Source organism: Thalassospira sp. NFXS8 (assembly GCF_040148805.1).
Taxonomy (GTDB): domain Bacteria; phylum Pseudomonadota; class Alphaproteobacteria; order Rhodospirillales; family Thalassospiraceae; genus Thalassospira.
In genome coordinates this window covers 1,021,771-1,047,459 of sequence record NZ_JAGEMF010000001.1, presented here as the reverse complement: position 1 = coordinate 1,047,459, position 25,689 = coordinate 1,021,771, and the positions used below count along the sequence as shown (strand labels likewise).

22 protein-coding genes and 1 pseudogene are annotated in these 25,689 nt (G+C 54.5%); 14 read left to right on the top strand and 9 right to left on the bottom strand.

All coding sequences use genetic code 11. The features are described from left to right. Nucleotides 1–64 precede the first annotated feature (64 nt). Entirely contained in the window at nucleotides 65–799 is a 735-nt protein-coding gene (locus J4E05_RS04730; RefSeq protein WP_349592851.1) for an SDR family oxidoreductase, read from the bottom strand. Nucleotides 800–1,174: 375 nt separating this feature from the next. On the opposite strand from J4E05_RS04730, the gene J4E05_RS04725 reads away from it, so the two are divergent. From J4E05_RS04725 to J4E05_RS04710, 4 genes are all read left to right on the top strand, one after another. Beyond that, nucleotides 1,175–1,909, top strand: a complete 735-nt coding sequence (locus J4E05_RS04725) for an HAD family hydrolase (protein WP_085593924.1) — start codon at nucleotides 1,175–1,177, stop codon at nucleotides 1,907–1,909. Then, on the top strand, nucleotides 1,902–2,285 hold the full coding sequence (locus tag J4E05_RS04720; protein ID WP_349592849.1) for a DUF1244 domain-containing protein: 384 nt from the start codon (nucleotides 1,902–1,904) through the stop codon (nucleotides 2,283–2,285). The genes J4E05_RS04725 and J4E05_RS04720 overlap by 8 nt, the downstream gene beginning before the upstream one ends. A 33-nt stretch (nucleotides 2,286–2,318) precedes the next feature. Beyond that, nucleotides 2,319–2,636, top strand: coding sequence for an acylphosphatase (locus J4E05_RS04715; protein ID WP_085593928.1), 318 nt, complete (start codon nucleotides 2,319–2,321; stop codon nucleotides 2,634–2,636). A 209-nt stretch (nucleotides 2,637–2,845) separates the two neighbouring features. Beyond that, nucleotides 2,846–3,688, top strand: coding sequence for an HAD family acid phosphatase (locus J4E05_RS04710; protein ID WP_349592845.1), 843 nt, complete (start codon nucleotides 2,846–2,848; stop codon nucleotides 3,686–3,688). 89 nt (nucleotides 3,689–3,777) lie between these two features. Here the strand turns inward: J4E05_RS04710 and J4E05_RS04705 are convergent, their stop codons facing one another. From J4E05_RS04705 to J4E05_RS04695, 3 genes are all read right to left on the bottom strand, one after another. Beyond that, nucleotides 3,778–4,524 carry a DUF4336 domain-containing protein gene (locus J4E05_RS04705; RefSeq protein ID WP_085593934.1) on the bottom strand — a complete coding sequence of 249 codons (747 nt, stop codon included), beginning with the start codon at nucleotides 4,522–4,524 and terminating at the stop codon, nucleotides 3,778–3,780. Between the two features lie 36 nt (nucleotides 4,525–4,560). After that, nucleotides 4,561–6,003, bottom strand: coding sequence for an FAD-binding oxidoreductase (locus J4E05_RS04700; RefSeq protein WP_349592842.1), 1,443 nt, complete (start codon nucleotides 6,001–6,003; stop codon nucleotides 4,561–4,563). A 76-nt stretch (nucleotides 6,004–6,079) separates the two neighbouring features. Next, nucleotides 6,080–7,060 (bottom strand): L-threonylcarbamoyladenylate synthase, encoded by a 981-nt coding sequence (locus J4E05_RS04695; protein WP_349592839.1) that lies wholly within the window; start codon nucleotides 7,058–7,060, stop codon nucleotides 6,080–6,082. A gap of 360 nt (nucleotides 7,061–7,420) precedes the next feature. On the opposite strand from J4E05_RS04695, the gene J4E05_RS04690 reads away from it, so the two are divergent. Beyond that, nucleotides 7,421–8,776: an MFS transporter gene (locus J4E05_RS04690; RefSeq protein ID WP_349592836.1), complete on the top strand. Its 1,356-nt coding sequence runs from the start codon at nucleotides 7,421–7,423 to the stop codon at nucleotides 8,774–8,776. A 406-nt stretch (nucleotides 8,777–9,182) separates the two neighbouring features. Here the strand turns inward: J4E05_RS04690 and cysQ are convergent, their stop codons facing one another. Together cysQ and amrB are read right to left on the bottom strand one after the other, a co-directional pair. Continuing rightward, entirely contained in the window at nucleotides 9,183–9,998 is an 816-nt protein-coding gene (gene cysQ / locus J4E05_RS04685; protein ID WP_349592834.1) for a 3'(2'),5'-bisphosphate nucleotidase CysQ, read from the bottom strand. 78 nt (nucleotides 9,999–10,076) lie between these two features. Continuing rightward, nucleotides 10,077–11,546: an AmmeMemoRadiSam system protein B gene (gene amrB / locus J4E05_RS04680; protein WP_349592832.1), complete on the bottom strand. Its 1,470-nt coding sequence runs from the start codon at nucleotides 11,544–11,546 to the stop codon at nucleotides 10,077–10,079. A gap of 99 nt (nucleotides 11,547–11,645) precedes the next feature. On the opposite strand from amrB, the gene amrS reads away from it, so the two are divergent. Beyond that, nucleotides 11,646–12,773 carry an AmmeMemoRadiSam system radical SAM enzyme gene (gene amrS / locus J4E05_RS04675; RefSeq protein ID WP_503012331.1) on the top strand — a complete coding sequence of 376 codons (1,128 nt, stop codon included), beginning with the start codon at nucleotides 11,646–11,648 and terminating at the stop codon, nucleotides 12,771–12,773. Nucleotides 12,774–12,882: 109 nt separating this feature from the next. Then, on the top strand, nucleotides 12,883–13,383 hold the full coding sequence (locus J4E05_RS04670) for a GNAT family N-acetyltransferase (protein WP_349592827.1): 501 nt from the start codon (nucleotides 12,883–12,885) through the stop codon (nucleotides 13,381–13,383). A gap of 15 nt (nucleotides 13,384–13,398) precedes the next feature. Here the strand turns inward: J4E05_RS04670 and J4E05_RS04665 are convergent, their stop codons facing one another. After that, entirely contained in the window at nucleotides 13,399–14,634 is a 1,236-nt protein-coding gene (locus J4E05_RS04665) for an NnrS family protein (protein WP_349592824.1), read from the bottom strand. Nucleotides 14,635–14,919: 285 nt separating this feature from the next. Here J4E05_RS04665 and J4E05_RS04660 point away from each other — a divergent pair, with 285 nt between their 5' ends. The 6 genes and pseudogenes from J4E05_RS04660 to J4E05_RS04635 all read left to right on the top strand — a co-directional run bounded on the left by J4E05_RS04660 (nucleotide 14,920) and on the right by J4E05_RS04635 (nucleotide 21,549). Further along, entirely contained in the window at nucleotides 14,920–16,389 is a 1,470-nt protein-coding gene (locus J4E05_RS04660) for a leucyl aminopeptidase (RefSeq protein ID WP_085595236.1), read from the top strand. Nucleotides 16,390–16,459: 70 nt separating this feature from the next. Next, entirely contained in the window at nucleotides 16,460–16,915 is a 456-nt protein-coding gene (locus J4E05_RS04655) for a DNA polymerase III subunit chi (protein ID WP_349592821.1), read from the top strand. 251 nt (nucleotides 16,916–17,166) lie between these two features. Beyond that, nucleotides 17,167–18,858, top strand: coding sequence for a methyl-accepting chemotaxis protein (locus tag J4E05_RS04650; RefSeq protein ID WP_085595232.1), 1,692 nt, complete (start codon nucleotides 17,167–17,169; stop codon nucleotides 18,856–18,858). A 369-nt stretch (nucleotides 18,859–19,227) separates the two neighbouring features. Beyond that, nucleotides 19,228–19,956: pseudogene (locus J4E05_RS04645) on the top strand (methionine ABC transporter ATP-binding protein); the annotation flags it as partial. Nucleotides 19,957–20,043: 87 nt separating this feature from the next. Next, entirely contained in the window at nucleotides 20,044–20,703 is a 660-nt protein-coding gene (locus J4E05_RS04640) for a methionine ABC transporter permease (protein ID WP_085595228.1), read from the top strand. Nucleotides 20,704–20,760: 57 nt separating this feature from the next. Then, the gene (locus J4E05_RS04635) at nucleotides 20,761–21,549 is read left to right on the top strand and encodes a MetQ/NlpA family ABC transporter substrate-binding protein (RefSeq protein ID WP_085595226.1); all 789 of its coding nucleotides are present in this window, start codon (nucleotides 20,761–20,763) and stop codon (nucleotides 21,547–21,549) included. Between the two features lie 87 nt (nucleotides 21,550–21,636). Here J4E05_RS04635 and J4E05_RS04630 read toward each other — a convergent pair whose 3' ends face one another. After that, on the bottom strand, nucleotides 21,637–22,629 hold the full coding sequence (locus J4E05_RS04630; RefSeq protein WP_349592817.1) for a carbon-nitrogen hydrolase family protein: 993 nt from the start codon (nucleotides 22,627–22,629) through the stop codon (nucleotides 21,637–21,639). 57 nt (nucleotides 22,630–22,686) lie between these two features. On the opposite strand from J4E05_RS04630, the gene J4E05_RS04625 reads away from it, so the two are divergent. Next, nucleotides 22,687–23,679, top strand: a complete 993-nt coding sequence (locus J4E05_RS04625) for a LysR family transcriptional regulator (protein WP_349592814.1) — start codon at nucleotides 22,687–22,689, stop codon at nucleotides 23,677–23,679. Between the two features lie 62 nt (nucleotides 23,680–23,741). Here the strand turns inward: J4E05_RS04625 and J4E05_RS04620 are convergent, their stop codons facing one another. Next, nucleotides 23,742–25,634 (bottom strand): ATP-binding cassette domain-containing protein, encoded by a 1,893-nt coding sequence (locus tag J4E05_RS04620; protein ID WP_349592811.1) that lies wholly within the window; start codon nucleotides 25,632–25,634, stop codon nucleotides 23,742–23,744. Between the last annotated feature and the right edge of the window lie 55 nt (nucleotides 25,635–25,689).

Sequence of the window (25,689 nt, the reverse complement as noted above, 5' to 3'; positions counted from 1 at the left end):
CGCGCCAATATCACGAAAAAAGCAAAGCCGCCGGAGCATTCCCGGCGGCTTTGTTGTTCGCGGATTAAAACACGCTGACAGTCGGGCGGATAATCACTTCGTTGATATCCACGTCTTGGGGCTGTTCAATGGCGTAGGCAACGCCGCGCGCGATGGCATCGGGGCTGAGGCTGGTTTTACGGAATTCCTTGAGCGCATTTTTCGATGTTTCTTCGGTAATGTCATTGCCCAGTTCGGTTTCAACCACGCCGGGGCAAATGGTGGTAACGCGTGTGGTTTTGGATTCCTGACGCAGACCTTCGGAAATGGCCCAGACGGCATATTTGGTTGCACAATAAACCGCGCCGGTCGGCACCACCACATGCGCCCCGATCGAGGCGGTATTGATGAAATGCCCCGATCCCTGCTTTTCAAAAACCGGCAGGGCAGCATTGATACCGTTCAGCACACCGCGAATATTGACATCAATCATGCGGTTCCATTCATCGGTTTTGCGTGATGACAGCATGGAGAGTGGCATGACACCGGCATTGGAAAACAACACGTCAAGCTTGCCAAACTGCGCAATCGCATCATCGACAAATTCCTGCATATTTTGGGCATCGGTCACATCAAGTTTGGCAAATGCGGCCTTGCTCCCCTTGGCATTGATCTCGTTTGCCAGGGCTTCAAGCCGTTCGGTGCGCCGTGCACCCAAAAAAACACTGGCACCTTTTTCGGCCAGCAGGCGGGCTGTTGCTTCGCCAATGCCGCTGCTGGCACCGGTGATGGCCACGACTTTATTTTCGATATCGGACATGGGTATTTTCCTTGCATCTGTTTGGGGCTGTTTAACCCGCCCCGTTCGGGCTGGATGCAAGGTAGGTGCCCCTTGTGTTTTGGCATATACACAGTCAGACGGACTTATTGCACAAAGCTACAGGTTGTTTGATGCGGGGAAAACGATGCTGCGCGTTCTATGCCATCATCCGTCCCCATACTTTGCCGTTGGCATCCTGTTCACCGCGACGTGATGCAAATACGCGGTACTGCCTCTTTGCGCGGGGCCGTACGCATATTAAATACAAAAGGGCAGGGCTTTACCGCTGCCTGGCGCTGGCATATGGTCGGCCAGCCTTTGCCGAGCCGACCTGTTGCAAGGCACCTTTATAAGAAACGATGCAAGAGAGTGTGAATGTTCAAACTGATTGCCTTTGATGGCGATGATACGCTGTGGCACAACGAGCCGCTGTTTCGCGATGCTCATATACGTTTGCGCGAAATGCTGGAAAATTATGGCGATGCCGATACGGTTGACGAACGGCTGTATCAGGCCGAGCTGGAAAATCTGTCGATTTATGGCTACGGCATTACCGGTTTTACCCTGTCGATGATTGAAACCGCGATCGAACTTTCGGACAAAAAGATTAGCGCGGCTGAAATTCATGAATTGGCGAAAATTGGCAAATCGATGTTGCGCGCACCCACCCGTTTGATCGACGGGGCCGAAACAGTGTTGCGCCATTTTGCCAGCGAAGCTGATTGTAAAATCATTTTGATTACCAAGGGCGATTTGATTGCCCAGCAGCTTAAAATCGAGCGTTCGGGGCTGGAAAAGCTGTTTGCCGGGATTGAGATTGTTTCGGAAAAAGACCCACTGACCTATCGCAACATTTTTGGGCGTTATGGCGTGGAACCAAATGAAGCCGTCATGATCGGCAATTCGATGAAGTCCGATATTTTACCGGTGCTGGAATGCGGTGGCGCAGCCATCCATGTGCCCTATGAAATTACCTGGGTTCATGAAATGGTCGGCCAGATCGAAATTGATAATGATCTGTTTTGTGAAGCAGCCGACATTGCGCAAGTTCCCGAACTGATTACATCACTAAGCAAACAGCGTGCAGCCGAAAGGATGGAAAATGTCTGACTGTGCCGGATCGAATTTAAGTGACGAAGCCGCAACCGGGGGCGGTATTGCCGCCGAGCTGGACGCCCAAACCCGCCTGGAACTTGAAGCCGCTGCTTTTCGCGGGTTGGTCGGGCATTTGCAAAACCGCAAGGATGTACAAAATATCGACCTGATGAATTTGGCCGGGTTTTGCCGTAACTGCCTGGCGAAATGGTATTTGTCCGCTGCGCGCGACCATAATGTTGCGATGGATTATGATCAGGCCCGCGAAGTGGTTTACGGCATGACCTATGACGAATGGAAAGATAACCATCAGGCCCCGGCCAGTGACGAGCAAAAACGCATTTTTAAGGAAAACAGCCATTTGCACGCCGATATCCCCGGCGCCAAATGAGCCGTATGCCCAGATAACCAAGGAAGATTTACCATGTCACAGACAGACCCCGACCCGATAACTGGCACCGGTGATATTGCTGTACTGGTACGGATTGAAGGCCGGGTACAAGGGGTGTGGTATCGGGCATGGACAGTTGAACAGGCCCGCAAGCGCGGCCTGACAGGCTGGGTGCGGAACCGTCGTGACGGCACCGTCGAAGCGGTTTTTTGCGGGGCACCATCGGTGGTGCAGTCCATGTTGAATGCGGCACAGCAAGGCCCTGAAAATGCGCGTGTGGACCGTATTCACGAAGAAGCCGTGCCGATTGTTGAAGATCTTTCCGGGTTTGAAAAGCGTTCGACTCTGTAAATAAGTTCATATGGTTTTCTGCTTCGGCGCGATTTGCATAATCGCGCCGAATTTGTTTTGCGGCGGGCCGTGGCGAAAATGTCGCATTTAACGGCGATTGTCGGTGTAATGGCAAAAAAAGGGGTTTTCAAGTTCGGTCAACATGGCATCCTGCCAATGATCCTGACCGGGCGGTCAACCGTCGGGCAGACAACAGGGAGCATGATAAGATGAACGTATTTATGAAACTGGCCGGTGCCACAGCACTTGCCACCTTGGTATCTTTTGCAGCCCAGGCACAGGACGCAAAACCAAATGACGGGTTGAATGCCGCCTTGTGGTATCAGACCTCGGTTGAATATAAAGCCACGGCCAAATCCGTTTATGCTGGCGCACAACGTTTGCTTGGGGCCGCCATTGGTGACCACAGCTGGACTGCGGCCCTTGCACAGGGCGACAATTATATGTCCAAATCACCGGCCATTATTCTTGATGTTGATGAAACCGTTCTTGATAACTCGGCCTATCAGTCGTGGGTTGTAACGGCGGATTCATCCTATAGTTCCAAAACCTGGGCGGAATTTGTAAATACCGAAATGTCAACGCCGACCCCGGGCGCGCTGGAACTGACCAAGGCTGCTGCGGACAAAGGGGTGGCTGTTTATTACGTCACCAACCGCAAAGCCGGTGAAGAAGCCGCCACCATCAACAATCTTAAGAAATATGGCTTTCCCGATGCCGATGCCGACCACGTTATGGTGCGCGGCGAAAAAAAGGAATGGGGATCGGATAAAGGCACGCGCTGGGAGGCCGTGGCGGCCGATCATCGTATCATCATGATGTTTGGCGATAATTTTGGCGATTTCGTTGATGACATGGGCGGCGATATCAAAGGCCGTATCGCCAAAATGGATGAATATGCCGATTACTGGGGCGAACGCTGGTTTATGCTGCCAAACCCGACTTATGGGTCGTGGGAGTCAGCCGCCTTTGGCGACAACTGGAAACTTTCGCCAGAAGAACGCCGCCAGATGAAAACCGATGCCTTGAATGACTGGGAAGGGCCGAAATAAGCGGCTTTGATATCTGATTTTCAGATCGGGTTTATAAAGGGGTGCGGCAGGGTCGCGCCCCTTTTATTCGTTCAACCTGCCTTTGTCGTTTATCGCACCCAGGCGAAAGCCCGTTTTAATTCGGCAACGGCGTTTTTGTCATACCAGCGGCCATGCGCCAGAATAACCCGTTGGGGCTGCCAGTCTATCATTTGGGAAACGGCACTGCGCAATGCCGGTTTGTGGCCAATAAAGGTGGCACGCATGTCACGCGGGGCCGCACCGTGCGGGTCCATTGATCCGAATAATCTGATCAAAAAGCGCCAGATCGGGCTTTTGATTTTGGGGGCTTCAAAATTTTCGATCAGATCGGTCAGGATCAGGGTTTTGGACGCACGATGGAAAAATACCGCCTCGGTCAAATACCCGCCGCGCACCACCAGCTGGTCAATTTCGCCAGACCATCCCGGGTCGGCGGCGTCACCCAGAATGTGATCAAGCCTGATCTCTGTTCCGTTGGCACGGGCGCGTTTGTGAATGCCGGTAACGCCAAAACTTTGTGCATCCGGGTATGCTTTTTGCCATGCCGGGATGCTGGCATAATGAATGGTGTTGGGGGCAATCAGGTATCGAACCGGGCCAAGGGCATCGATCTGAATTTGCAAGGCAGATGACAGCTTGACGGGGGAGTGTAGCCAGATTTCACCACTGGACTGACGAACAACCGTCATCCGGGTGGGAAAGGGCAATTTCAGGCCCAGATACCGAAACCCGATGACGGGACCATCAACCAGCCAGATGTCGTCATCGACCTGTTTTAGGACATTAAGCGGGGAATAGGTTTCAATATCAAACATCTTGCCCCGGCACCTGTTGTGAGCGGACCCATAATGTTATTTATGGTTGATAATCTTACCCGGATTCAAGGTGTTTTGCGGGTCAATGGCCTGTTTTATGGCTTTTAACAGCTGTATTTTGGCCGGGTCGGCATAATGCGCCAATTCATCGACTTTTAACCGGCCAATGCCATGTTCCGCGCTGATGGATCCGCCCAGATCGGCGACGATATCGTGGATATCGCGGTTTAAATCTTCCCACTGGGCCAAAAACATATCGCGGGGCATGTCGACCGGCTGGCTGAAATTGAAATGGATATTACCATCACCAACATGGCCAAACGGGCACGGGCGAATGCCAGGAATGCGTTTTAATGCCTGGGCAATGCCCCGTTCGATCAGGGTGGGAACCGATGAAACCGGCACGGAAACATCATGTTTGATACTGCCGCCTTCGCGGGTTTGCGCCGGAGGAATACCTTCCCGTAATGCCCATAAATTGGCGCGTTGTGCTTCGGACTGCGCGACGGTGCCATCGCTGATGAAACCGCTTTCAAGGGCACGTTCCAGCAAACCTTGCATCACATCAGCCAAATCGTCATACGGGCGCGACGAGGTAATTTCGATCATTGCATACCACGGTGCTGTTGTTTGCAGCGGCGTGGTGCAATTTTCAATATAGCGGATACATAAATCCTGGGCGAACTGGCTCATCAGTTCAAAGGCGGCAATGGCATCGCCGCTTTCCCGCCGCGCCAGGGCCAGCAAGTCCAGCGCTGCGTCAACAGTTTCAAGGGCGACCCATGCCGTTGCCGTCTGGCGCGGGCGTGGAAACAGTTTCAGGGTGCAGGCGGTGATAATGCCCAATGTTCCTTCGGACCCGATAAACAGATCGCGCAAATCATAGCCGGTATTGTCCTTGCGCAATTTGGAAAGGCCATTCCAGATTGTGCCATCGGGCAACACAACCTCAAGCCCCAAAACCAGATCGCGGGTGTTGCCATAACGAATAACATTCAGCCCGCCGGCATTGGTGGCAAGGTTGCCGCCAATCTGGCAACTGCCCTGTGCGCCCAGGCTTAGCGGAAATAACAGGTCGAGGTTTTCGGCCGTTTGCTGAATGGTGTGCAAGATCGTTCCGGCCTGCACCGTCATGGTGAAATCACGGGCATCGGTATCGATAATCCGGTTCATGCGGGCCAGATTAATCAGGATCTGGCCGTTATCGGCAACGGCCCCGCCACAGCGCCCGGTATTGCCCCCTTGTGGCACCAGTGCAATGCCTGCGCTGTGGCACAGGCGCACACAGGCGGCAACTTCATCGGTGCTGGCAGGATAAAGCACAATATTCGCCGCACCGGTAAATTTGCCACGGGCTTCGCGGTTATGCTGTTCTAAAACGCTGGCATCCATGCTCCAGCCTTTAGGCCCCAGTCGGGTTTGCAAGGCTGTAATCAGGTCGGCAGGAACGGTTGGGGCAGACGAAACCGGTGTGGGCATGAAGCGTTCCAAATAAAATTAACGATGTTAACCGGGCGACAGGGCAAGCTCCGCAGAGCAGGAGGACAGCCGCAGGCTAGCCGCGCGGGGCGGCGGCGCGTTTCATGCGGTCATTAATGGCAATGCCCAGCCCGGTATCGGGGATCGGGCAAATGGCAATGCCTTTGACCCGGCATTGATCGGCCTGATGCAATACTGCAAACAAATTAGCGGCGGCCTCGCGGTCATCGCCGGATTTGGATAGCCATAAAACCTGGGCAAATCCGCGTGTGGCACAATCAGGGCCGAAGGCCAGCAAAACTTCGTCGCCGATCGTGTTATCAGGCGTGGTTGCGTTCAGGCGCACCGGAAGGCCCGGCGCGTAATGGCTGCTCATCATGCCCGGGGATTTCGGGGCATTGTCATCGGTTTCGGCCATCACAACATCAACGCCCAGAACATCACGGATCTGTTCGGGGGTGACACCACCGGGGCGCAGCATCACAACCCGGTCGGTGGTTAAATCAACCACTGTGCTTTCAAGGCCAACACCGCATGGCCCGCCATCCAGAATCATGGAAATGGCATTGCCCAGCGATGCCGCCACATGCCCCGCCGTGGTGGGGCTGATACGGCCCGACCGGTTGGCAGAAGGGGCGGCAATGGGCCGGTCGGCCGCGCGCAACAGGGCACGGGCCATATCATGGGCAGGCACGCGCACGGCAATACTGGGCAGCCCGGCGGTGGTTAATTCGCAAATTGTGCTGTCTTCGCGTTTGGGCAGCACCAGCGACAACGCACCGGGCCAGAATGCCGCAGCCAGTTTATTGGCGCGGTCATCAAATACGGCATGGCGCGCTGCGGCATCGCGATCCGGGAAATGGCTGATTAACGGGTTAAAGGACGGGCGCTGTTTGGCGGCAAAAATACCGGCAACGGCATCCTTGTTGGTGGCATCGGCCCCCAGCCCGTAAACTGTTTCGGTGGGAAAAGCCACCAGTTCGCCAGCACGCAATTTACCTGCTGCCTGTGCAAGGGCACCTTCGGAATAAACACGAATGGTCAGGGCGGGGGACATGGCACCACCATTGATAAAATTTCAATCTGTTGAAATACCTAGCGATACTAAGGAGCAAAGGCAAGGCACATCGCCCCTGCCCGATATGGCAAATGCAGGAATTTTCGATTGCAATATAACATGGTCCTCGAACTTCGGTGCCGGGTTTCGATGAAGGTCGGTATCAGGGCCTTGCCATGTTGAAACGTGCTGTCTGACGCGATAGGTTTGTAACCTGGCATTCTGAACCGCTGTCGCCATGATCGTTGGCTGGTTCGCGCGTGGTGCGTGTAAATGTGTGCCAAAATGTTTTGTTCGGCCTGCCGGTAAACACCCACGTCAGGCCCCCCGCGGTGTTTTTACCGCACGGAGGGCCATGTCATGACGTCGCTTTCAGGAAAACAGGTTTTTGTCGCCCTGGTGCTGGTTAATCTGGCATCATTCGCCGCCCAGATTTTGCAAATCGGCGTCATGGATACGCTGATCCCGCTGGTATTAACCCGGGCCGGGATGGATGACGGGGCAAGTGGGCTGGTTTTATCCCTGTATTGGTTGACGGTGCTGGTGGGCGGGTTTGCCACACCGGGGCTGGTTCGCCGGTTTCACCCGTTTTGGCTTTTACTGGTCAGCAGTGTTTCATCGGCTTTGGTGATAGGGGTTCTGGTAATGGCCCCGGCTGGCTGGTTTCTAATGCCGTTGGTAATGTTTGCCGGGTTGGGCCTTATTTTACGCTGGACGGTATGTGACGGGTTGATTGTGCAACTGGCCCCCCAAAGCGGGGTCGGGGCCGCCGTGGGCATTCATGAAACCCTGATGGGGTTGGGCATTGCCCTTGGCCCTGCGGCCATTTCATGGCTTGGGGATCAGCCCGTTTTGATGATGGGCCTTGCCATTATCGGGGCGATTATACCGGCGGGGTGCGCCAGTGTCTTTCCCCGCCTGCGCATGGAAATAACCCGCCGTTCCGATGGTGCGGGCGGGCCGCATAACGGGCTGCAACCATCTGATGCCGGTGAAAGCAATACAAATAGCAATATCACCATCGCCCGTTTGGTGGATAAGCCGGAAACCGCGTTTCTTATGGGGGGAAATAGCCGGGGGCGTTTCACGTTCAGGGGGATGATTGATGCCGTGCAGAACCATCTGGCGCGGGCATTGGTTGTTGCCGGGCATCGTTGGGTGGGGCATTGGCAACTGGCTGTAATTGCCTTTGTCGCGGGTTTTCTTGAAGTGTGTTTTTTGGCGGTGTTGCCGCTTCAGGCCGAACGCAGTTTGGGGGGCGCCCAGGCCGGTTTATGGCTGGCGACGGTGTTTGCCATTGGCGGTACTGTGTGCCAGCCGGTTTTGGGGCATCTGGCTGACCGGGTCGGGGGCGCCCGGCTGGGGCTGTTATGCCTGGGATTTCTGCTGACCGGGGCGGTTTTAATGGGATTTGGCAATGCCACGGGCGCAACCTATGACAGTTTTGGCGTTGTCATTGCCTTTGTCATCGGCATGTGTGTGGCCGGGCTTTATACCGTTGCGGTGTTACTGGCCGCAGCGGGTGGCACACGGGGGTATGATCCGGCAGTGCTGGTGCTGGTGGCGCAAAGTTATACATTGGGGGCGATCATGGGCCCGGCGGTGGGAACGTCGCTTTTGGGGGCTACAGGGAATTGGGCTTTGCCGGGGCTGTCGGTGGTTGCCGTTTGTGTGGCAATGGCCGTGCTGGCATATGGCCGAAATGGCAGGGTATAATAAAATACCCGGTGATGTACCCCAAACACCGCAGAGCCGCCATAAATGGCGGCTCTTTTACGCTATAGTTCGGTATCGCTCCGCGGTAGTGATCCGAACCGCGTCGCCGTGATTCCGGCGGCTATTTACGTCACCTACACGTTGTGTGGCGATAAAATTATAGTATTCCCGGTTTATGAAAAAGTCAAGGTTTCTGCGGGTTTCAATACCGTTTCGTAGCTATGGGGATTATGTTGCACTGCGTTGCGTTTATCGCATTGATTATGGCTTAAAAACATCCGGGCTTTGTGCAAGGCACATTGATGGTGGCGGGAAAACAGGCACGCAGGACGAAATAATTTCCATCCTGCGTGCGTAATTATTTTGGTCATATTGCCGGTTTTCCCGCCAGAATCGGCAGGCGGGATCAGTGCTGGTAGGTGACAGGCACCGACGGGCTGCGCGCAATGAAATAGGGATTGGCGAAATCGCCCTTGCCATAAATAAACGGGCGGCCATCCATGTTTTCAACCATGCCACCGGCAGCGGCGAGAACGGCATGGCCCGCCCCGATATCCCATTCCATGGTGCGACCCAGGCGCGGGTAAAGGTCGGCTTCGCCCTGTGCGATCAGGCACAGTTTAAGCGAACTTCCTGCCGGGCGCATTTCGCGAACTTTCAAATCGCCCAAAAATGCTTTCATTGCTTCAGGGTCGCCATGGGACCGCGATCCAACCACCACGATGCCATTATCTGGCATGGGGCGTACAGTGATGGTGGTGGTTTTGGGGTCGGTATCGTTTTCAATCAGCTTGGCACCGTCAGGCCCGCCGAAATACAGCTTTTCCAGCGCCGGGGCATAAACAACCCCCATAACCGGCACACCTTTGGCAATCAGCGCGATGTTGACGGTAAATTCGCCATTGCGTTTGATAAATTCCTTGGTGCCATCCAGCGGGTCTACCAGCCAGAAAAAATCGGTTTCCGTTGATACATCGGGAATATCGCCTGCCGCGGCACTTTCTTCGGATACGATTTTAACATCGGGTGTCAGGGCATGCAGGCCAGGCAGAATAATGGCTTCGGCGGCTTCGTCGGCCTCGGTGACCGGCGACGCGTCATCCTTGGATCGCACTTCAAAATCGGTTTTATAGATTTCCATGATTGCCGCACCGGCCTTGCGGGCAATCTCGATCAGGCCGTTTTCAAGGGCGTGGGCATTTGCGGGCAAGCCGTTGGTCATGGGAAATCCTTTGTCTGGGGGAATATGTTCATAGGGGATGACCTAGGCAATTTTACAAGAAAGGTCCAGTCCGTATCTTTACCGGTGATGGTTGTGTTCTGCCCAAAGGGTGCCCGGTGCAAACACGGTTTTGCTTTCAATCCCGCGTGTGACAAAGCGTTGCGCTGTCAGGGTGTGTGACCAGTAATCCATCGGCAATCCTGCCTTGCGTTTCAGGTGGCGGGTAAAATCTGTCGGGTCGGGCAGTTGATCCCAGACTTGTGGCAAAAAAAGGCCGCGTTTGTTGCCATCAGATAAAATAATACCGTCCTCAAACGGGGTCAGCCTGTCGATAAAATCGGCTTCGCTTTCAAAGGGAAACGGCTGTGGTTTTGATAATACCGAAATCGACATTTCCAGATCATCCGTCAGGTCTGCCGCCGTAATTTTGGCAAAGCGCGGGTCGCCAAAGGCCGCCTTGAAAGCGTTTTCACACACATCTTGCGCCAGAGTGCGATGTGCGATGATGGACCCAATGCACCCGCGTAAATCGCCATTTAACTTCAAGGTCACAAAACAGGCACCGGGGTGTTTCAGCTCATCTGGCAACGTGTCGATGTTCGCTTGCAGGGGGGCATCCTGCGCCAGCCCATGGCGGATTGACTGGCTGGCAAGGCGCAGCAACCCCTTTCCATGCCGGTTTAGAATGTTTTGGGTGGCATCGGTGAAACCGCTTTCATTATTTTTGGAATCATGCGGTGCGCTATCGTAAAAGGCCCATGCGCCGTAACCCACTACACGGGATGTCTCGCCGCTGGTGGCACTGGAATTTTGCAGTGAAAGCGTTTTCACATCCATGGCGCGTTTGCGCGCTGCGCGTAGCAGGCCGACAATGGGCAGGCAACCACAGGCATCGTCAAAACCCAGTTCCTCGGCACGGAAATTTTCAATCAGCTGGCGGGTGCGGTCATCCATTTGGCGCGCTGTGGCATCATCGTGGAAATGCGACAGGTCGGACGAAATCACAATCAGGGTTTCCGGCCCGCCCCACAGTTTTTCAACCACTTCTTCAACTTGATGCGCGGCACACCGGCTGACCAGTAGAGGCACGATGGTGATGTCGGGCTGATTATCAAAAATATGCTGAATAAATGGCAATTCAATTTCCAGCCCGTGTTCCTGCACATGTGCTGCATTAAGGCGCTGCACCTGCGGCAGGGTCAGAACGCTGTTAATCGCCGCTTCATCCACCGCCACATTCCCCATGGGGGTGGCAAAAGCGGTGGCATCGGCCACGGCAATGCCCTGAAACGCCATGCGATGGGCCGGGCCAATAATCACCAAACGCTTGATGGTGCGGGTCGCAGGCAAAAGGGTAGCAAAGCCATCGGCGGCAATGGCACCGGAAAACACCAGCCCGGCATGGGGCACGATAATGGCCTTGGGCGCACTTTCGCGCGGGGCGTGGGTGGCGGCAGATGCCATCAGGTTTGCAATGGTTGCGCGCAATTCGTTGGCATCGGCGGGATAAAACGTACCGGCAATGGCGGCAGGGCGAATAATGGTCATGGCGCATCCCTTTTGATCTGCGATCCTTTGCAAAAGATAGCGTGTGAGACTAGATTTTCAAAGGATGCTGCATTTTATTAAAAGGCGGACCTGACCATGATGACCGCACCCCCCACATTAACCGGTGCGCAAGCCCCCTTAACCGATACTGTGCCGGGCCGTTACTGGCACCATCTGGATGACGGTCGCATTCAATGCGATGTCTGCCCGCGATATTGCAAGCTGGGCGAGGGGCAGCGCGGGCTTTGTTTTGTGCGCGCACGGCAGAATGATCAGGTGGTGCTGACCACCTGGGGCCGGTCATCGGGGTTTTGTATTGATCCGGTCGAGAAAAAGCCGCTGAACCATTTTTTTCCCGGAAGCCCGGTTTTGTCCTTTGGCACGGCGGGCTGCAATCTGACCTGCAAATTTTGCCAGAACCACGAAATTTCCAAGGCACGACAAATGGATGCGGTGGGTAGCCTTGCCACCCCCGATATGATTGTGCAAACCGCAAAACAATGGGGCTGTTCGGCGGTGGCCTTTACCTATAACGACCCGGTGATTTTTCTGGAATATGCGGAGGATGTGGCAAAGGCGTGCCGGGCGGCAGGGATTAAAACCATTGCCGTGACAGCGGGCTATATTGGCAAGGATGCGCGCACCGAGTTTTTCCGCCATATGGATGCCGCCAATGTCGATTTAAAAGGTTTTACCGAGGCGTTTTATCACAAGCTTTGTTCGGCCCATCTTGATGATGTGCTGGAAACGCTGGTTTACTTAAAACAGGAAACCGGGGTGTGGTTTGAACTGACCAATCTGGTCATCCCGGGTGAAAATGACAGCGATGATGAATTTGATGCGATGACTCGCTGGATCATGGCCAATCTTGGCCCTGATGTGCCTTTGCATTTCAGTGCCTTTCACCCCGACTGGAAAATGATGGATACGCCGCGCACCCCGGCGCAAACCCTGATCCGGGCGCGCAATATCGCCCGGCAAAACGGGCTGCGCTATGTGTATGTTGGTAATGTGCATGACCATGCTGCATCCAGCACTTATTGCCATCAGTGCCATACCCGTTTGATTGGCCGGGACTGGTATGAATTATCGGACTGGAAACTGGATGCACAGGGCCATTGCACCCAATGCGGTACCACCTGTGCCGGGGTGTTTCGCCCGCAACCGGGCAATTGGGGCCGCAAACGCCAGCCGGTACGGTTAAGCCCGCCGCAGGCAGGGTCGTAAGGATGGTATCATCAATTTGTGTTTTGTTATTTGCGCCAGCGGACTGCTGCGATAAAAACGCGGTCAGGGTGGTTTGCACCGGGCGAACCCCTGCATGGGACCAAATAATTTGAACATACGACCCGCCATTGCCAGCGATGTGGAGGCTGTTTTCACCATTCGGTTAAAGGTTACCGAAAACCGCCTGACGATGGCGGAGCTGACGGCGCGCGGTATTACCAAAACGGCATGGTTTGACTGGTTAAAAGACGGCACGGGCATTTGGGTGGCAGAAACCGCCGATGCGGGGGATGGCCCTGTTATCGCCGGTTTTGCCATTGCCCTACCCAAAGAGGCAACGCTGTGGGCGCTGTTCGTTGATCCGGAATTTGACGGGCGGGGCATTGGCTCTGCCCTGTTAAAAACCGCTGAAGACTGGCTTTTCGCCCAGGGCTGCGATGAAATATCACTCACCACCGATGCCAACCCCAAAATCCGCGCCCACGGGTTTTATGAACGTCATGGCTGGGTGTTAACCGGGGATGCCGACGACGGGCAGGTGGAATATGTCAAAGGCAGTGCTGCGGGTATGGGTCTGTGGACGGATGATATGCTTGATCAGCCGGTGTAAAGGCTGTTGTTGGAGCTATCCTTTTTTTACCGGCGGTCCGATCAGGATCGGGGCATAACGCAGCACAAATAACAGCCAGCCGCCAACCCAGCACAAGGTTGCCGCAGCCAGAACGGTTAGATAGGCGTTGCCTGCCACAGGCGCGATCAGGCGCAGGGCGGTTGCCAGCCAGATCAGCGAGAACCCGATGGTAAAGACCTTGCCCGCCGCAAGCGCCCGGCCGGTATGGCCCAGTGCGGCGCGTCCGCCAACCGCCATGATCATGCAGGCCATGGCACCGGCCCCGCCTGCATGAAGGGCATCGTTAAGGCTGTATAAATCGGGGCGTAGCAGGGCAAAACCCATAAGCAGCAAACTGGTTGGCAGCCAGAAATAGGCCGCGTGCAGCATAATCACCAGCGGTTCGCGGGTTGTATGAATGCCGCGCCAGCGGCCCAGACGGGCATAGTGCAAAACCGCCGTTGCCATTAAAACAATGCCAGCACCTTGTTGCCACGGGGTAAAGGCCAGAATGGCCGACGCGATGAGGGTGCCCATGCACAGGGCATCAAACCGGTTAAACGAAACCGGTTCGGCCATGCCAGGTAATTTCCCGGCGCGGATCAGCCAGTTTCGGGTGAAACCGGGAATGATCCGCCCGCCGATAAGGGCGATAAGCACCAGAAAGATGAAGATGCCCGCGCGCGGGAAAATTTCGGCATCCAGTTGAATGCCGTCTTTTGCCGCCAGCACAAACAGGGCGTCGATAACCGCCAGAATTGCGATAACGGCCAATAATTTAAGATTGCGGCGGTTTTTACCCGCAATCAGTTCGCGCGCGGCAAGCGCGATCAGCACCACGAAATAGGCAAGTTCGGCCACCAGCAAAACCGTCAGATTGATGTTGGCGGCATATACCATTGCCACCCGGCCCGCCAGCCAGCACAAGGTCAGCAGCATAATGGTGCGGCCTTGCAAAGGGGGGCGCCCGGTCCAGTTGGCAATTGCAGTAAGCAAGAAGCCACCCAATGCCGCCCCGCCAAAGGCAAAGATCATTTCATGACCATGCCAAAGGGCGGTTGTGCCCAGTTGTGGCGCCCAAAGCCCGTGGATCATGGAGGATAACCACCACACAACCCCGATAATGGCTTGCAACCCGGCCAGTAAAAATAACGGGCGAAACGCTCCGCGCCAGATGGGCAGCGGTTGGGCAGCGGGTGTCTGAGCCGATGCCGGTTCGGTTGGCAGGATGGGAATGGGGCGCGAAACCATGATGAAACCTTGCAGCTTTGATACGTTGGTTTGTCATCATGCATGGCCGTAAAATCGCCGCCTTGATTTTTAGCAATTTTAAAGCGACCGGAGCAGGATGGCAGGGATGATTTTTTTGTTTCGATACGGGATAACCCTTTCTTTCGGCGGGCATCACGCTAAATTGGGAAGATTGGGTTTTTGACCCAGACGGGATACATTCGCGATATGTCCGCAACCGGGTGGCGGACTCGTGCATAACTTGTGCATAAACAGACCCAGAAAATTTCAGGAGTCCTTTTAGATATGAAGATCACTTTTTCCGATCTCGCAGTTCCGGCTTCCGGCGCGGTTGTGGCCTTTGCCACCGAGGGCGGCGATCTGATGCCCAGCGCCATTGCCTTGGATGAAGCCACCAAGGGGGCTGTTGCACGGGCCATCAAGGCATCGACCTTTAAGGGCAAGGCAGGGCAAAGCCTGCAAATCCTTTCACCCGCAAATGTCGAGCTGTCGCGCATTGTTATTTTTGGCATTGGCAGCGAAGCCGAATTTGATGTGATTGCCGCGCAAAAACTGGGCGGTCAGGTTGCTGTTGCCGCACAGGGCACAGGTGAAAAAGACATTACCGTTCTGTTTGATATGGATGAACTGGCCAGCGATTTTGCCACTGGCGCGGCCCTTCGCGATTACCGGTTTGATAAATATCGCACCACCGAAACCAAGGACGACAAACCGGCACTGAAAGCGATTTCAGTTGCAGTTAAAGAACCCAAAGAAGCCAAAAAACAGTTCGAGAACGCCAAAAAAGTGATCGATGGTGTGTTCTTCACCCGCGATCTGGTGTCCGAACCCGCCAACGTCTTGTACCCGGAAAGCTTTGTTGCCGAAGTTAAGGCGCTGGAAAAGCTGGGTGTCGAAATCGATGTTCTTGACGAAAAGGAAATGAAAAAGCTGGGCATGGGCGCGCTTTTGGGTGTTGCACAGGGGTCGGCACAAAAGCCTTATCTGGTGGTGATGCGCTGGAACGGTGGCAAGAAAAAAGAAGCCCCGATTGCCTTTGTTGGCAAGGGGGTGACCTTTGATACCGGCGGGATTTCGATTAAACCGGCCGCTGGCATGGAAGACATGAAGTTTGACATGGGCGGTGCCGGTGTTGTGTCGGGGCTGATGAAGGCACTGGCGGGCCGTAATGCCAAATCAAATGTGATTGGTGTGATTGGCCTGGTGGAAAACATGCCGTCTTCAACCGCACAGCGCCCGGGCGATGTGGTGACATCCATGTCGGGTCAGACGATTGAAGTGATCAATACCGATGCCGAAGGCCGCCTGGTTTTGTGTGACGCCCTGACCTATGTGCAGGAAAAATATGACCCGAGCCTGATTGTTGATCTGGCAACCCTGACCGGGGCGATCATTATTGCCCTGGGTTATGAAAATGGCGGGCTGTTTTCCAATAATGATACGCTTTCGGCGCAAATTACCAATGCGGGCCTTGCGGTGAATGAACCGGTTTGGCGCTTGCCGCTGGGCAAGGCGTATGATGATCAGCTGAAATCCGACATTGCGGATATGAAAAACGTTGGCGGTCGCCCGGCAGGCTCGATCACGGCGGCACAGTTCCTCAAACGCTTTATCACCAAGGACCGCCCATGGGCGCACCTTGATATTGCGGCAATGGCCTGGGCCACCAAAGACAGTGAAGTCACCCCCAAGGGGGCAACCGGCTATGGCGTACGCCTGCTGGACCGTTTTGTGGCTGACAATCACGAAGGCTGATTTTGCTTTTGCCGCATCAGGGCGGGGACAATCCTTGCCCTGATGCGGCATTGCATCGTATGAAGCAACCATGAGCGATATCTGGTTCTACCATTTAACCAACACCCCGCTGGAGCGGGCTTTGCCGACGCTTTTGTTAAAAACACTGGAGCGCGAAAAGCGTGCCGTTGTGATGACACAGGGCGACGCCCGGTTAGATGCGCTTAATACATTACTGTGGACTTATGATAATGCCAGTTGGTTGCCGCATGGCAGCGCACAGGATGGCGATGCGCAATTACAACCGGTGTGGCTGACTGTTGCCGATGAATGCCCCAACAATGCCCAGTTCCTGTTTCTGACAGATCGTGCCAACAGCGAAAAAATTGCCGATTATGAACGCGTGATCATGCTGTTTGATGATCGCGATTTTGACGCGGTGGCCGAAGCCCGCACGCGTTGGAAAACCTGGAAAGATGCCGGCCATAAATTGTCCTATTGGCAGCAAACACCGGGCGGTTCGTGGGAAAAGAAAGCGGAAAGCTGATAGATTGTGCCATTCGGCACGACGGTGACGTTTCCTTTTCCAAATCGCGGCGTGACCGGGGTGTGGGCGAGACTATAAATTCCCCAACGCAAATAATCTGTTGCCTGCCACCACTGGAAGTAGAGGCTTCCTATCCCCAAGTGTAGATAACGGTGCGTTTTTTACGTGCGAAATAATGTCGTTGTCGACAATGCCAGACGCAGATTCTGTGCGGGCGCGTCAAGACAGGGCTATACGGGGAGAATTCGGGAATGTTCACGCTAAATTCAATGAAAATTGGCAAGCGGTTGCTACTGATTGTCGGGGGCGCGGTGCTGGCCGCAATTCTGGTCGGGGCGTTCGGTTTATCCGAATTGCGAACCCAGATGGTCGAGGATCGCAAGGACAAGACGCGCGCGCTGATTAATTCAACCGTATCGCTGATTGATCATTATTACCAGCAGGTCACGTCAGGTGCCCTGAGTGAAGAGCAGGCCAAAGAAGCCGCGGCCAGTGCGGTCGGGGCCTTGCGCTATGATAAAACCAACTATTTTTTCGTGTTTGATCAGCAGCCGGTGGTGCTGATTCATGCCGTTAAACCCGAGCTTGTCGGTCGCAATATGTCGGCGGCTGTCGATGGGGTGGGGAAACGTCATTATCAGGCGTTTGTCGATATGGTCAAAGAACATGGCGAGGGGTTTGTTGATTATACCTATATAACGCCGGATAAATCCAAAACACGGCCCAAGATTTCGTTCGTGAAAATGTTCAAGCCATGGGGCTGGATTGTGGCGACAGGCATTTATGTTGATGATGTTGACGCCATTTTTCAGAAAAGCCTGCTGACCATGATAACCGTCGTGATCGTGATTGCCGGGTTTATTGTCATGATTTCCTTGTGGATCGGGCGCGGGATTACCAAGCCGCTGCAAAATATTTCGGACAATATGTTGCGTCTGGCGGATGGTGATCATGACATAGAAGTTGCCTATACCGATCATCGCAGCGAAATTGGCGATCTGGCGCGTTCGATGGATGTGTTTAAGTCCAAAACCATAGAAATGGAAAACCTGCGGCGCCAGCGAGAGGAACACGAAAAACAGGCAGAGCAGGAAAAACACGCAGCCCTGCTTGAAATGGCGAACAGTTTTGAAGCCAATGTTGGCCATGTTGTCGAGTATGTTACCAGTGCCGCAGCCAAGATGCAGCATTCGGCGCGGTCGATGAATGTAACGGCGCGTACAGCGGGCGAAAAATCGGTGATTGTGTCTTCTGCGTCGCAGGAAATGTCGACAAATATCGATACCGTTGCCGCCGCCGCCGAGGAACTTTCGGCCTCAATCCGGGAAATCAGCACCCAGGTAGCGGAATCGTCGCGCGTGGCAACCGGGGCGGTTAGTAAATCTGAGGACACTCATCAGAAAATCGAACTTCTTGCCGACGCCGCGACCCAGATCGGCGAGGTCATTTCCCTGATTTCCGATATTGCCGAACAAACCAACCTTCTTGCACTGAATGCGACAATTGAGGCAGCGCGCGCCGGTGATGCGGGCAAGGGCTTTGCCGTGGTGGCTAACGAGGTCAAGGTGCTTGCCAGTCAGACAGCCAAAGCAACCGAGGATATTCGTTCGCAAGTGGGCGGCATTCAAACGGCCACCGGTACGGCGGTGACAGCCATTAGCGAAATTGCCGAAACCATCCGCCAGCTTGATGGTTCGACCGGCGCGATTGCTGCTGCTGTGGAAGAACAAGGTGCCGCGACCCAGGAAATCGCCCGAAATGTGGAAGAAGCCGCCCATGGTGCCCGCGATGTGTCGCAAAATATTGGCGATGTATCGTCGTCGGTCAGTCAGACAGAGACGGTCGCGGGCGAGGTACAGGCATTGTCAGATGAACTGGAACATCAGGCTGGTGAATTAAAAGCCGCCGTGTCGGCCTTTCTGGACGGGATTAGAAATAAATAACCGCCCTTTATTCAGGCTGGTGTGAATCTGGCGACAAGGCGAGGGGCTGGATGTTGATTGGGCATCCAGCCCCTGCCTGCCTTGTCGTTTCCCACACGATGTGGTTTTCGGGCCATCGGGCATGAAGATTGAACAATATTTTGTTGTAATTATAAGTGGATACATACAAGCCATGCGTGAAATGCATGGTGTGTGACATTGAATTACATATTCAGGCATGTTTATATAATTGTCATCTAACGCGCCGATTTGCTTCTCAGCTTGCGGGCGCGTAATAAATACGGCTAAAGCGAGTTGGGCGTGCGCCTTTTGCAACGACCGTCTCGGTGATGCCGCAGACGGTTTTTTTATGTTGAAAAGGAGGGCGCCGTGATTCGGCTGACCGACCTGCACAAAACATATCCTGCCCGGCGGGGCAGCCCCGAACATGTCGCTTTGCGCGGTATCGACCTTGATATTGCAGCGGGCGAAATTGTCGGCGTGATTGGCCGTTCCGGGGCCGGGAAATCTACCCTGATTCGTTGTATCAATTTGCTGGAAATGCCGACATCGGGCAGTGTCATTGTCGATGGCACCGATGTGACCAAATTGTCGAAGCGCGATTTGCCGCTGTTTCGTCGCCAGTTGGGCATGGTGTTTCAGCATTTTAATCTGCTGTCGTCGCGCACGGTTTACGACAATATTGCCTTGCCCCTAGAACTGGCAGGGGCCAGCAAGACGGAAATCGCTGCTGCGATTGACCCGTTATTGCCGCTGGTGGGCCTGGAAGACAAACGCGATCGGTATCCGGCTGAATTATCAGGCGGGCAAAAGCAGCGTGTGGGCATTGCGCGGGCATTGTCGAGCAACCCGAAAGTGGTTTTGTGTGACGAAGTAACATCGGCGCTGGACCCGGAAACCACCCGGCAGATATTGGCATTGTTGCGCGATATTAACAAACGCCTCGGCCTGACCATGGTGGTGATTACCCACGAAATGGCGGTGGTTAAACAGCTTTGCGATCGTGTTGCCGTGATGGATGGCGGCGTGATTGTGGAACAGGGTGCGGTCGAGGGTATTTTCGCCAATCCGCAGCATCCAACGACACAATCCTTGCTGGCTGACGAGTTTCTGGATTTCAAACCGGGTGTTGCGGCAAACGCAGATCAGTCTGCCAGTACATCTATCGGGCAGGAGGGTTAAGCCATGTGGTCCACACTTCTTCCCATTTTAGGGCAGGCAACGCTGGAAACGCTTTATATGGTGTTTGCGTCACTGGCGATTGGCACGGCGATTGGTTTGCCTTTGGGGGTGTTGCTGGCAACATCGGGCCGGGGCGAACTGTTTGAAGCACCGGTTTTTCAAAAAACCATCGGGCCGATTGTCAATGCCACGCGGTCGGTGCCGTTTATCATTCTGGCTGTTGCCATTATTCCCTTCACCCGCCTTCTGGTCGGAACATCGATTGGTACGTCTGCTGCCATTGTGCCGCTGACGGTGGCGGCGATCCCGTTTATTGCCCGGATCATCGAAGGGGCCGTGCGCGAGGTTGACGGCGGCCTGATCGAGGCGGCCCACGCCATGGGGGCCCGTCCGATGCAGGTGGTGACCAAGGTTTTACTGCCCGAAGCCTTGCCGGGCATTATTCATGGCCTGACCTTAACGGCAGTGACCCTGATTGGTTATTCCGCGATGGTCGGGGCTGTTGGCGCCGGTGGCCTGGGGGATCTGGGCATTCGGTATGGCTATCAGCGGTTTCGCCCTGACGTGATGGCGGCGGTTGTCATTACCCTGATTGTGGTGGTGCAGGCGGTGCAAATGCTTGGCGATCATTTGGCGCGCAAGGCCGATAAACGCAATATCTGAGAACTTTACACATTTCCGCATTTTAACATTCAAATGCAGCTAAAAAGGAGCCTTCCCATGCGGTTTTTTAAAACCCTGAGTGCGGCTGTCATTCTGACGGCCAGCCTTGCCATCCCGGCATTTGCCCAGGATGAAATCAAAATCGGTGTTACCGCCGGCGAACATGAAGAAATCATGGAGCAGGTTGCCAAGGTTGCGGCCGAAAAGGGCCTGAAGCTCGACATCGTTACCTTCACCGATTACGTGCTGCCCAACCAGGCACTTGATGATGGTGACCTTGACGCCAACAGCTTTCAGCACGTGCCGTATCTTGATAACCAGATCAAGGATCGTGGTTACCATCTGTCGGTTGTCGGTTATAACTTTGTCACCCCGATGGGCATTTATTCGGACAAATATAAAAGCCTGGATGATCTGCCGGACGGGGCAAAAATTTCGATCCCGAACGATCCGACCAATGGCGGCCGTGCGTTGTTGCTGTTGCAGTCAAAAGGCCTGATCAAGGTTGATCCGGCTGCCGGTTTGGTGGTTAGTCCGCTGGACGTGACCGACAACCCCAAAGGGTTTGATTTCATCGAACTTGATGCGGCCCAGTTGCCGCGTTCGCTGGCCGATGTTGATGCAGCTGCGATCAACACCAACTATGCCATCGAAGCAAAGCTGAACCCGACCAAGGATTCAATCGCGATTGAAAGCAAGGATAGCCCCTATGCCAACGTGATTGTGACCCGCACCGATGACAAGGACAAACCCTGGGTGAAAACCCTGGTGGAATCTTATAATTCAGACACCATCCGCGACTTCATCAATAAAAAATATGATGGCGCTGTTGTTCCGGTATTTTAAAATACCGACCTCAAACAGCGACCAGAAATTCGGCCCCGGCAGCATATGCCGGGGCCGTTTTGTTTGGTGCGTGCTGTATGTTGAATTTTACGATGCGGTGTCGGGCTGCGGCGTTTGTTCCGGTGTTGGTGATGCCGGTTCCAACGAAGGCGGGCAGGCGGCCTTGCCGGTGCGAAACGGGGTTTCGTTAACGGTCAGCGAAAAAACATCGGGCCGGGCATAATGGCCTGCAACATCAAGGTCGTATTTGCCGCGAATGGCCTGATCGGTATCAATATCGGCCCAAATCACCGCTTCGCGGTCATAGACCGGTTCGGTCAGGCAGGTGCCCATCGGGTCGATAATCACGCTGCCGCCCCGGATCAGGGTGGTTTTGGGATCGTTTCCTTGCTGGCAGGCGTAATCTTCGGGGGCGTCGGCGCGGGTCAGATATTGACAGGCACTAAGCACAAAGGTGCGCCCTTCATAGGCGATGTGGCGCATCGATGTTTGCCATATTTCACGTTCATCAACGGTGGGCGCACACCAGATATTGATGCCTTTGTTATAATAGGTCTGGCGCAACGGGGGCAGATAGTTTTCCCAGCAAATGGCGGCACCGATTTTACCAATGTCGGTGTTAAAAACCGGCAGGGTTGATCCATCACCCTGGCCCCAGATCAGCCTTTCGCTGGCGGTGGGCATTAATTTGCGCCGTTTGCCTAACAGGCTTCCATCGGGGGCAAAAAACAGCACCGCGCAATAAAGCGATCCACCGTCGCGTTCAATGATACCCGTCACCAGATGCGCCTTCATTTTCGCCGCGAATGACCCAATGGTGCGGCATTCTGGTCCCGGCACCTCGATGGCGGCCTTCCAGTAACGCAAATAATCATCGCGCCCTGCTTCGCTGCGTGTGCCAACACGGGCCCCGAAATCAAGGCCCTTGGGGTATCCGCCAATATAGGCCTCGGGGAAAACTGCCAGTTCAACAGTGTTGTGCCGGGCTTCCTCGCACAGGGCGGACATACGTTCAAGTGTGCGGGGTGTATCAAAAAGGGTTGTACCAGCCTGGATAACTGCGACGCGATGCTGGGGCATGTGGGGCTCCTGTTGCGCTATGACGGGAAATATATGTCCTTGCGGGCAATCTTGACGATGGCTTTATCATCAGTCAAATTGCTGTTTATGGTTCAAAATATTAATCTAAGTGATATTGCGCGATTTGATTTTAATCTTGCCATCGCCTTTATGGCGATATGGCAGGAAAGAAGTGTGTCAAAGGCGGCGGATCGTTTGTCGCTAAGCCAATCAGCGTTAAGTGCAGCACTGGCCCGTTTGCGTGAGGCCGCCGGGGACCCGTTATTTGTGCGTACGCGTGGCGGCATGCAGCCCACTCCGCGTGCCATTGAAATGGCGAAAAATATTGAACACGGTGCCCTGTTGATCCGCGATGCCTTTCGTGATGGTTTGGATTTTAACCCCGCACAGGATGCGCACCATTTTTCGCTGGGCATGTCGGACGACTTTCAATTGGCCGTTGGCCCGGCCGTTTCGCAACGCTTGTTAAGCAAAGCCCCGAATGTTTCGGTGTCTTTCCATCAAAGCAATCGGCATACGGTGGAAAAGATGCTGGAAACGGGCGAGCTTGACCTGGCGGTTATTGCCCGGCCACCGGAACGGTCATGGCTGGCGCAAGAGCAAATCGCTCAATCGGGTTATGCCTGTATTTTTGATGCCGTGGCGTGCGGATGTGCCATGCCGCTATCGCTTGAGGATTATCTGGCCCTGCCGCATATCCTGGTTTCCTATTCCGGGCGCGAAGGCATTGTGGATGAAAAACTAAGACCATTGGCACGAAGCCGCAAAATTCAGACCGGTTTGACCCATTTTGCCGCTGTACCCGCCTTTTTACGCGGGATTGCTGCTGTTTCGACGATTCCAACCCATGCGGCTTTGGCATTGGCTCGCATCAGTGGCTTGCAGGTGTGTGCGGCCCCGCTGGATTTGGGGCGATACCCGGTGTCATTGGTTTGGCGTCGTGAAATGCAAGATGATGCTGCCGCGTCGTGGATGCGCATGCTGGTGCGTGATGCGGTTTGCAATCATGTGGGCATTGATGGCGGGGCAGAGGTGGAGGTGACCTCTTAAAACACAAATACCCGCCATATGGCGGGTATTTGAAAGATCCTGGAAATGAGCAGCCGCTTTATTTATGCGACCATTGCTTCATATTCTTCCTGTTTTTCCAGCCACAGACTTTCAGTGCTGGCAAGGTCGGATTTGATCTTGGCCATATCCATTTGCAGCTTGTTCAAACGGTCGGCACTGCCGGCAGTGTAAAGTGATTGATCGGTCAGTTCTGATTCAATCGCGGCAATTTTGGTGGTGCATTGTGCCATCTGCTTTTCAAGTTTTTCAATTTCCTTGCGAAGCGGGGCTGCAATTTTGCGTTTTTCGGCAGCCGCCTGGCGTTCGGCCTTGCGGTCGCGTTTTTGTTCCGGTGTTGCCGCAACCGAATTTTTGCCCGCCCGGCGATCAGCACGGGCGCGGTCCAGCAAATACTGGCGATATTCGTTCACGTCGCCATCGAAATTGCTGACGGTGCCGTCGGCCACCAGTAACAGGCGGTCGGCACAGGCCTCGATCAGATAGGGATCATGGCTGATGATGATCACGGCACCTTCGTAATTGTTCAGCGCGTGGTTCAGGGCATCGCGGGCATCAATGTCCAGATGGTTGGTCGGTTCGTCAAGGATCAGCATGTGCGGGGCATCAAGCGTCATCAAGGCAAACAGCAACCGTGCCTTTTCGCCCCCCGACAGGTTTTTAACCTTGGTATTGCCTTTATCGCCTTCAAAGGCAAAGCGGCCCAACTGGGCACGAACCTTGCTTTCGATGACATTGGGCATCAGGGCGGCCAAATGCTGATAGGGGGTGTTTTCCATCACCAGTTCGTCGGTCTGGTGCTGGGCGAAATATCCGATGCGCAGCTTGTTTGATGAAACTTTTTCACCGTTCATCAATTCAAGTTTATCAGACAGCAACTTTGCCAGTGTGGATTTACCATTACCATTAGCACCGAGCAGGGCAATACGGTCATCCATGTCGATGCGCAGGTTCAGGTTGCGCAAAACAGGCTTGCCGTTATAGCCGACATCGCCATTATCAATCGTGATCAGGGGCGGCGGCAGTTCCTGCGGGCTTGGAAAATCAAAGGTGATGCTGCGGTCTTCGACCACGGCAATGGCCGGACCCATTTTTTCCAGCATCTTGACACGGCTTTGTGCCTGCTTGGCCTTGCTGGCCTTGGCGCGAAAGCGGTCGATAAAGGACTGCAGGTGTTTTTGCTGGGCAATCTGCTTTTCGTAATGCTTTGATGCCAGTTCCATCTGTTCGCGGCGGGTTTTGGCAAATTTATCGTAATTGCCGCCATACAGGGTTAGCTGCGAATTATGCAAATGAACAATATGTTTGACCGCGCGGTTCAGCAAATCGCGATCATGGCTGACCAGAATGATCGTGCCGGGATAGTTGATCAGATATTGTTCCAGCCAAATGGTGGCTTCGAGGTCAAGGTGGTTGGTCGGTTCGTCAAGCAGCAACAGGTCGGGCTGCAAAAACAGGGTGGCTGCCAGGGCCACACGCATGCGCCAACCACCCGAAAAATCATCACAGGCGCGCAATTGGGCTTCGCCATCAAAACCAAGACCGGACAAAATAGAGGCTGCCCGCGCTTCGGCGGTGTGGGCGTCAATATCAGCCAGGCGGGTGTGGATTTCGGCGATGCGGTGGCCATCGGTGGCGGTTTCGGCCTCGGCTAACAGGCTGGCGCGCTCGGTATCGGCGGCAAGCACGGTATCAAGCAGGGAACGTGAACCGGCAGGGGCTTCCTGCGAGACCATCCCCATGCGAACCCGTGCATTCAGGGTAATGTCGCCACCATCAAGCATAAGTTGCCCGGCGATCAGTTTTAGCAGCGTTGATTTCCCCGCGCCATTACTGCCAATCAGGCCAATTTTGTGTCCGGCCGGAATGGTAAGACTGGTTTGGTCAAAGATCACCCGGCCGCCGATGCGGTAAGTGATGTTGGAAATATTCAGCATGCTGGCGCCTGTGTTAGGGAATCTGTTGTTTCTCTAGCCCTTCAATAGGGCAGGG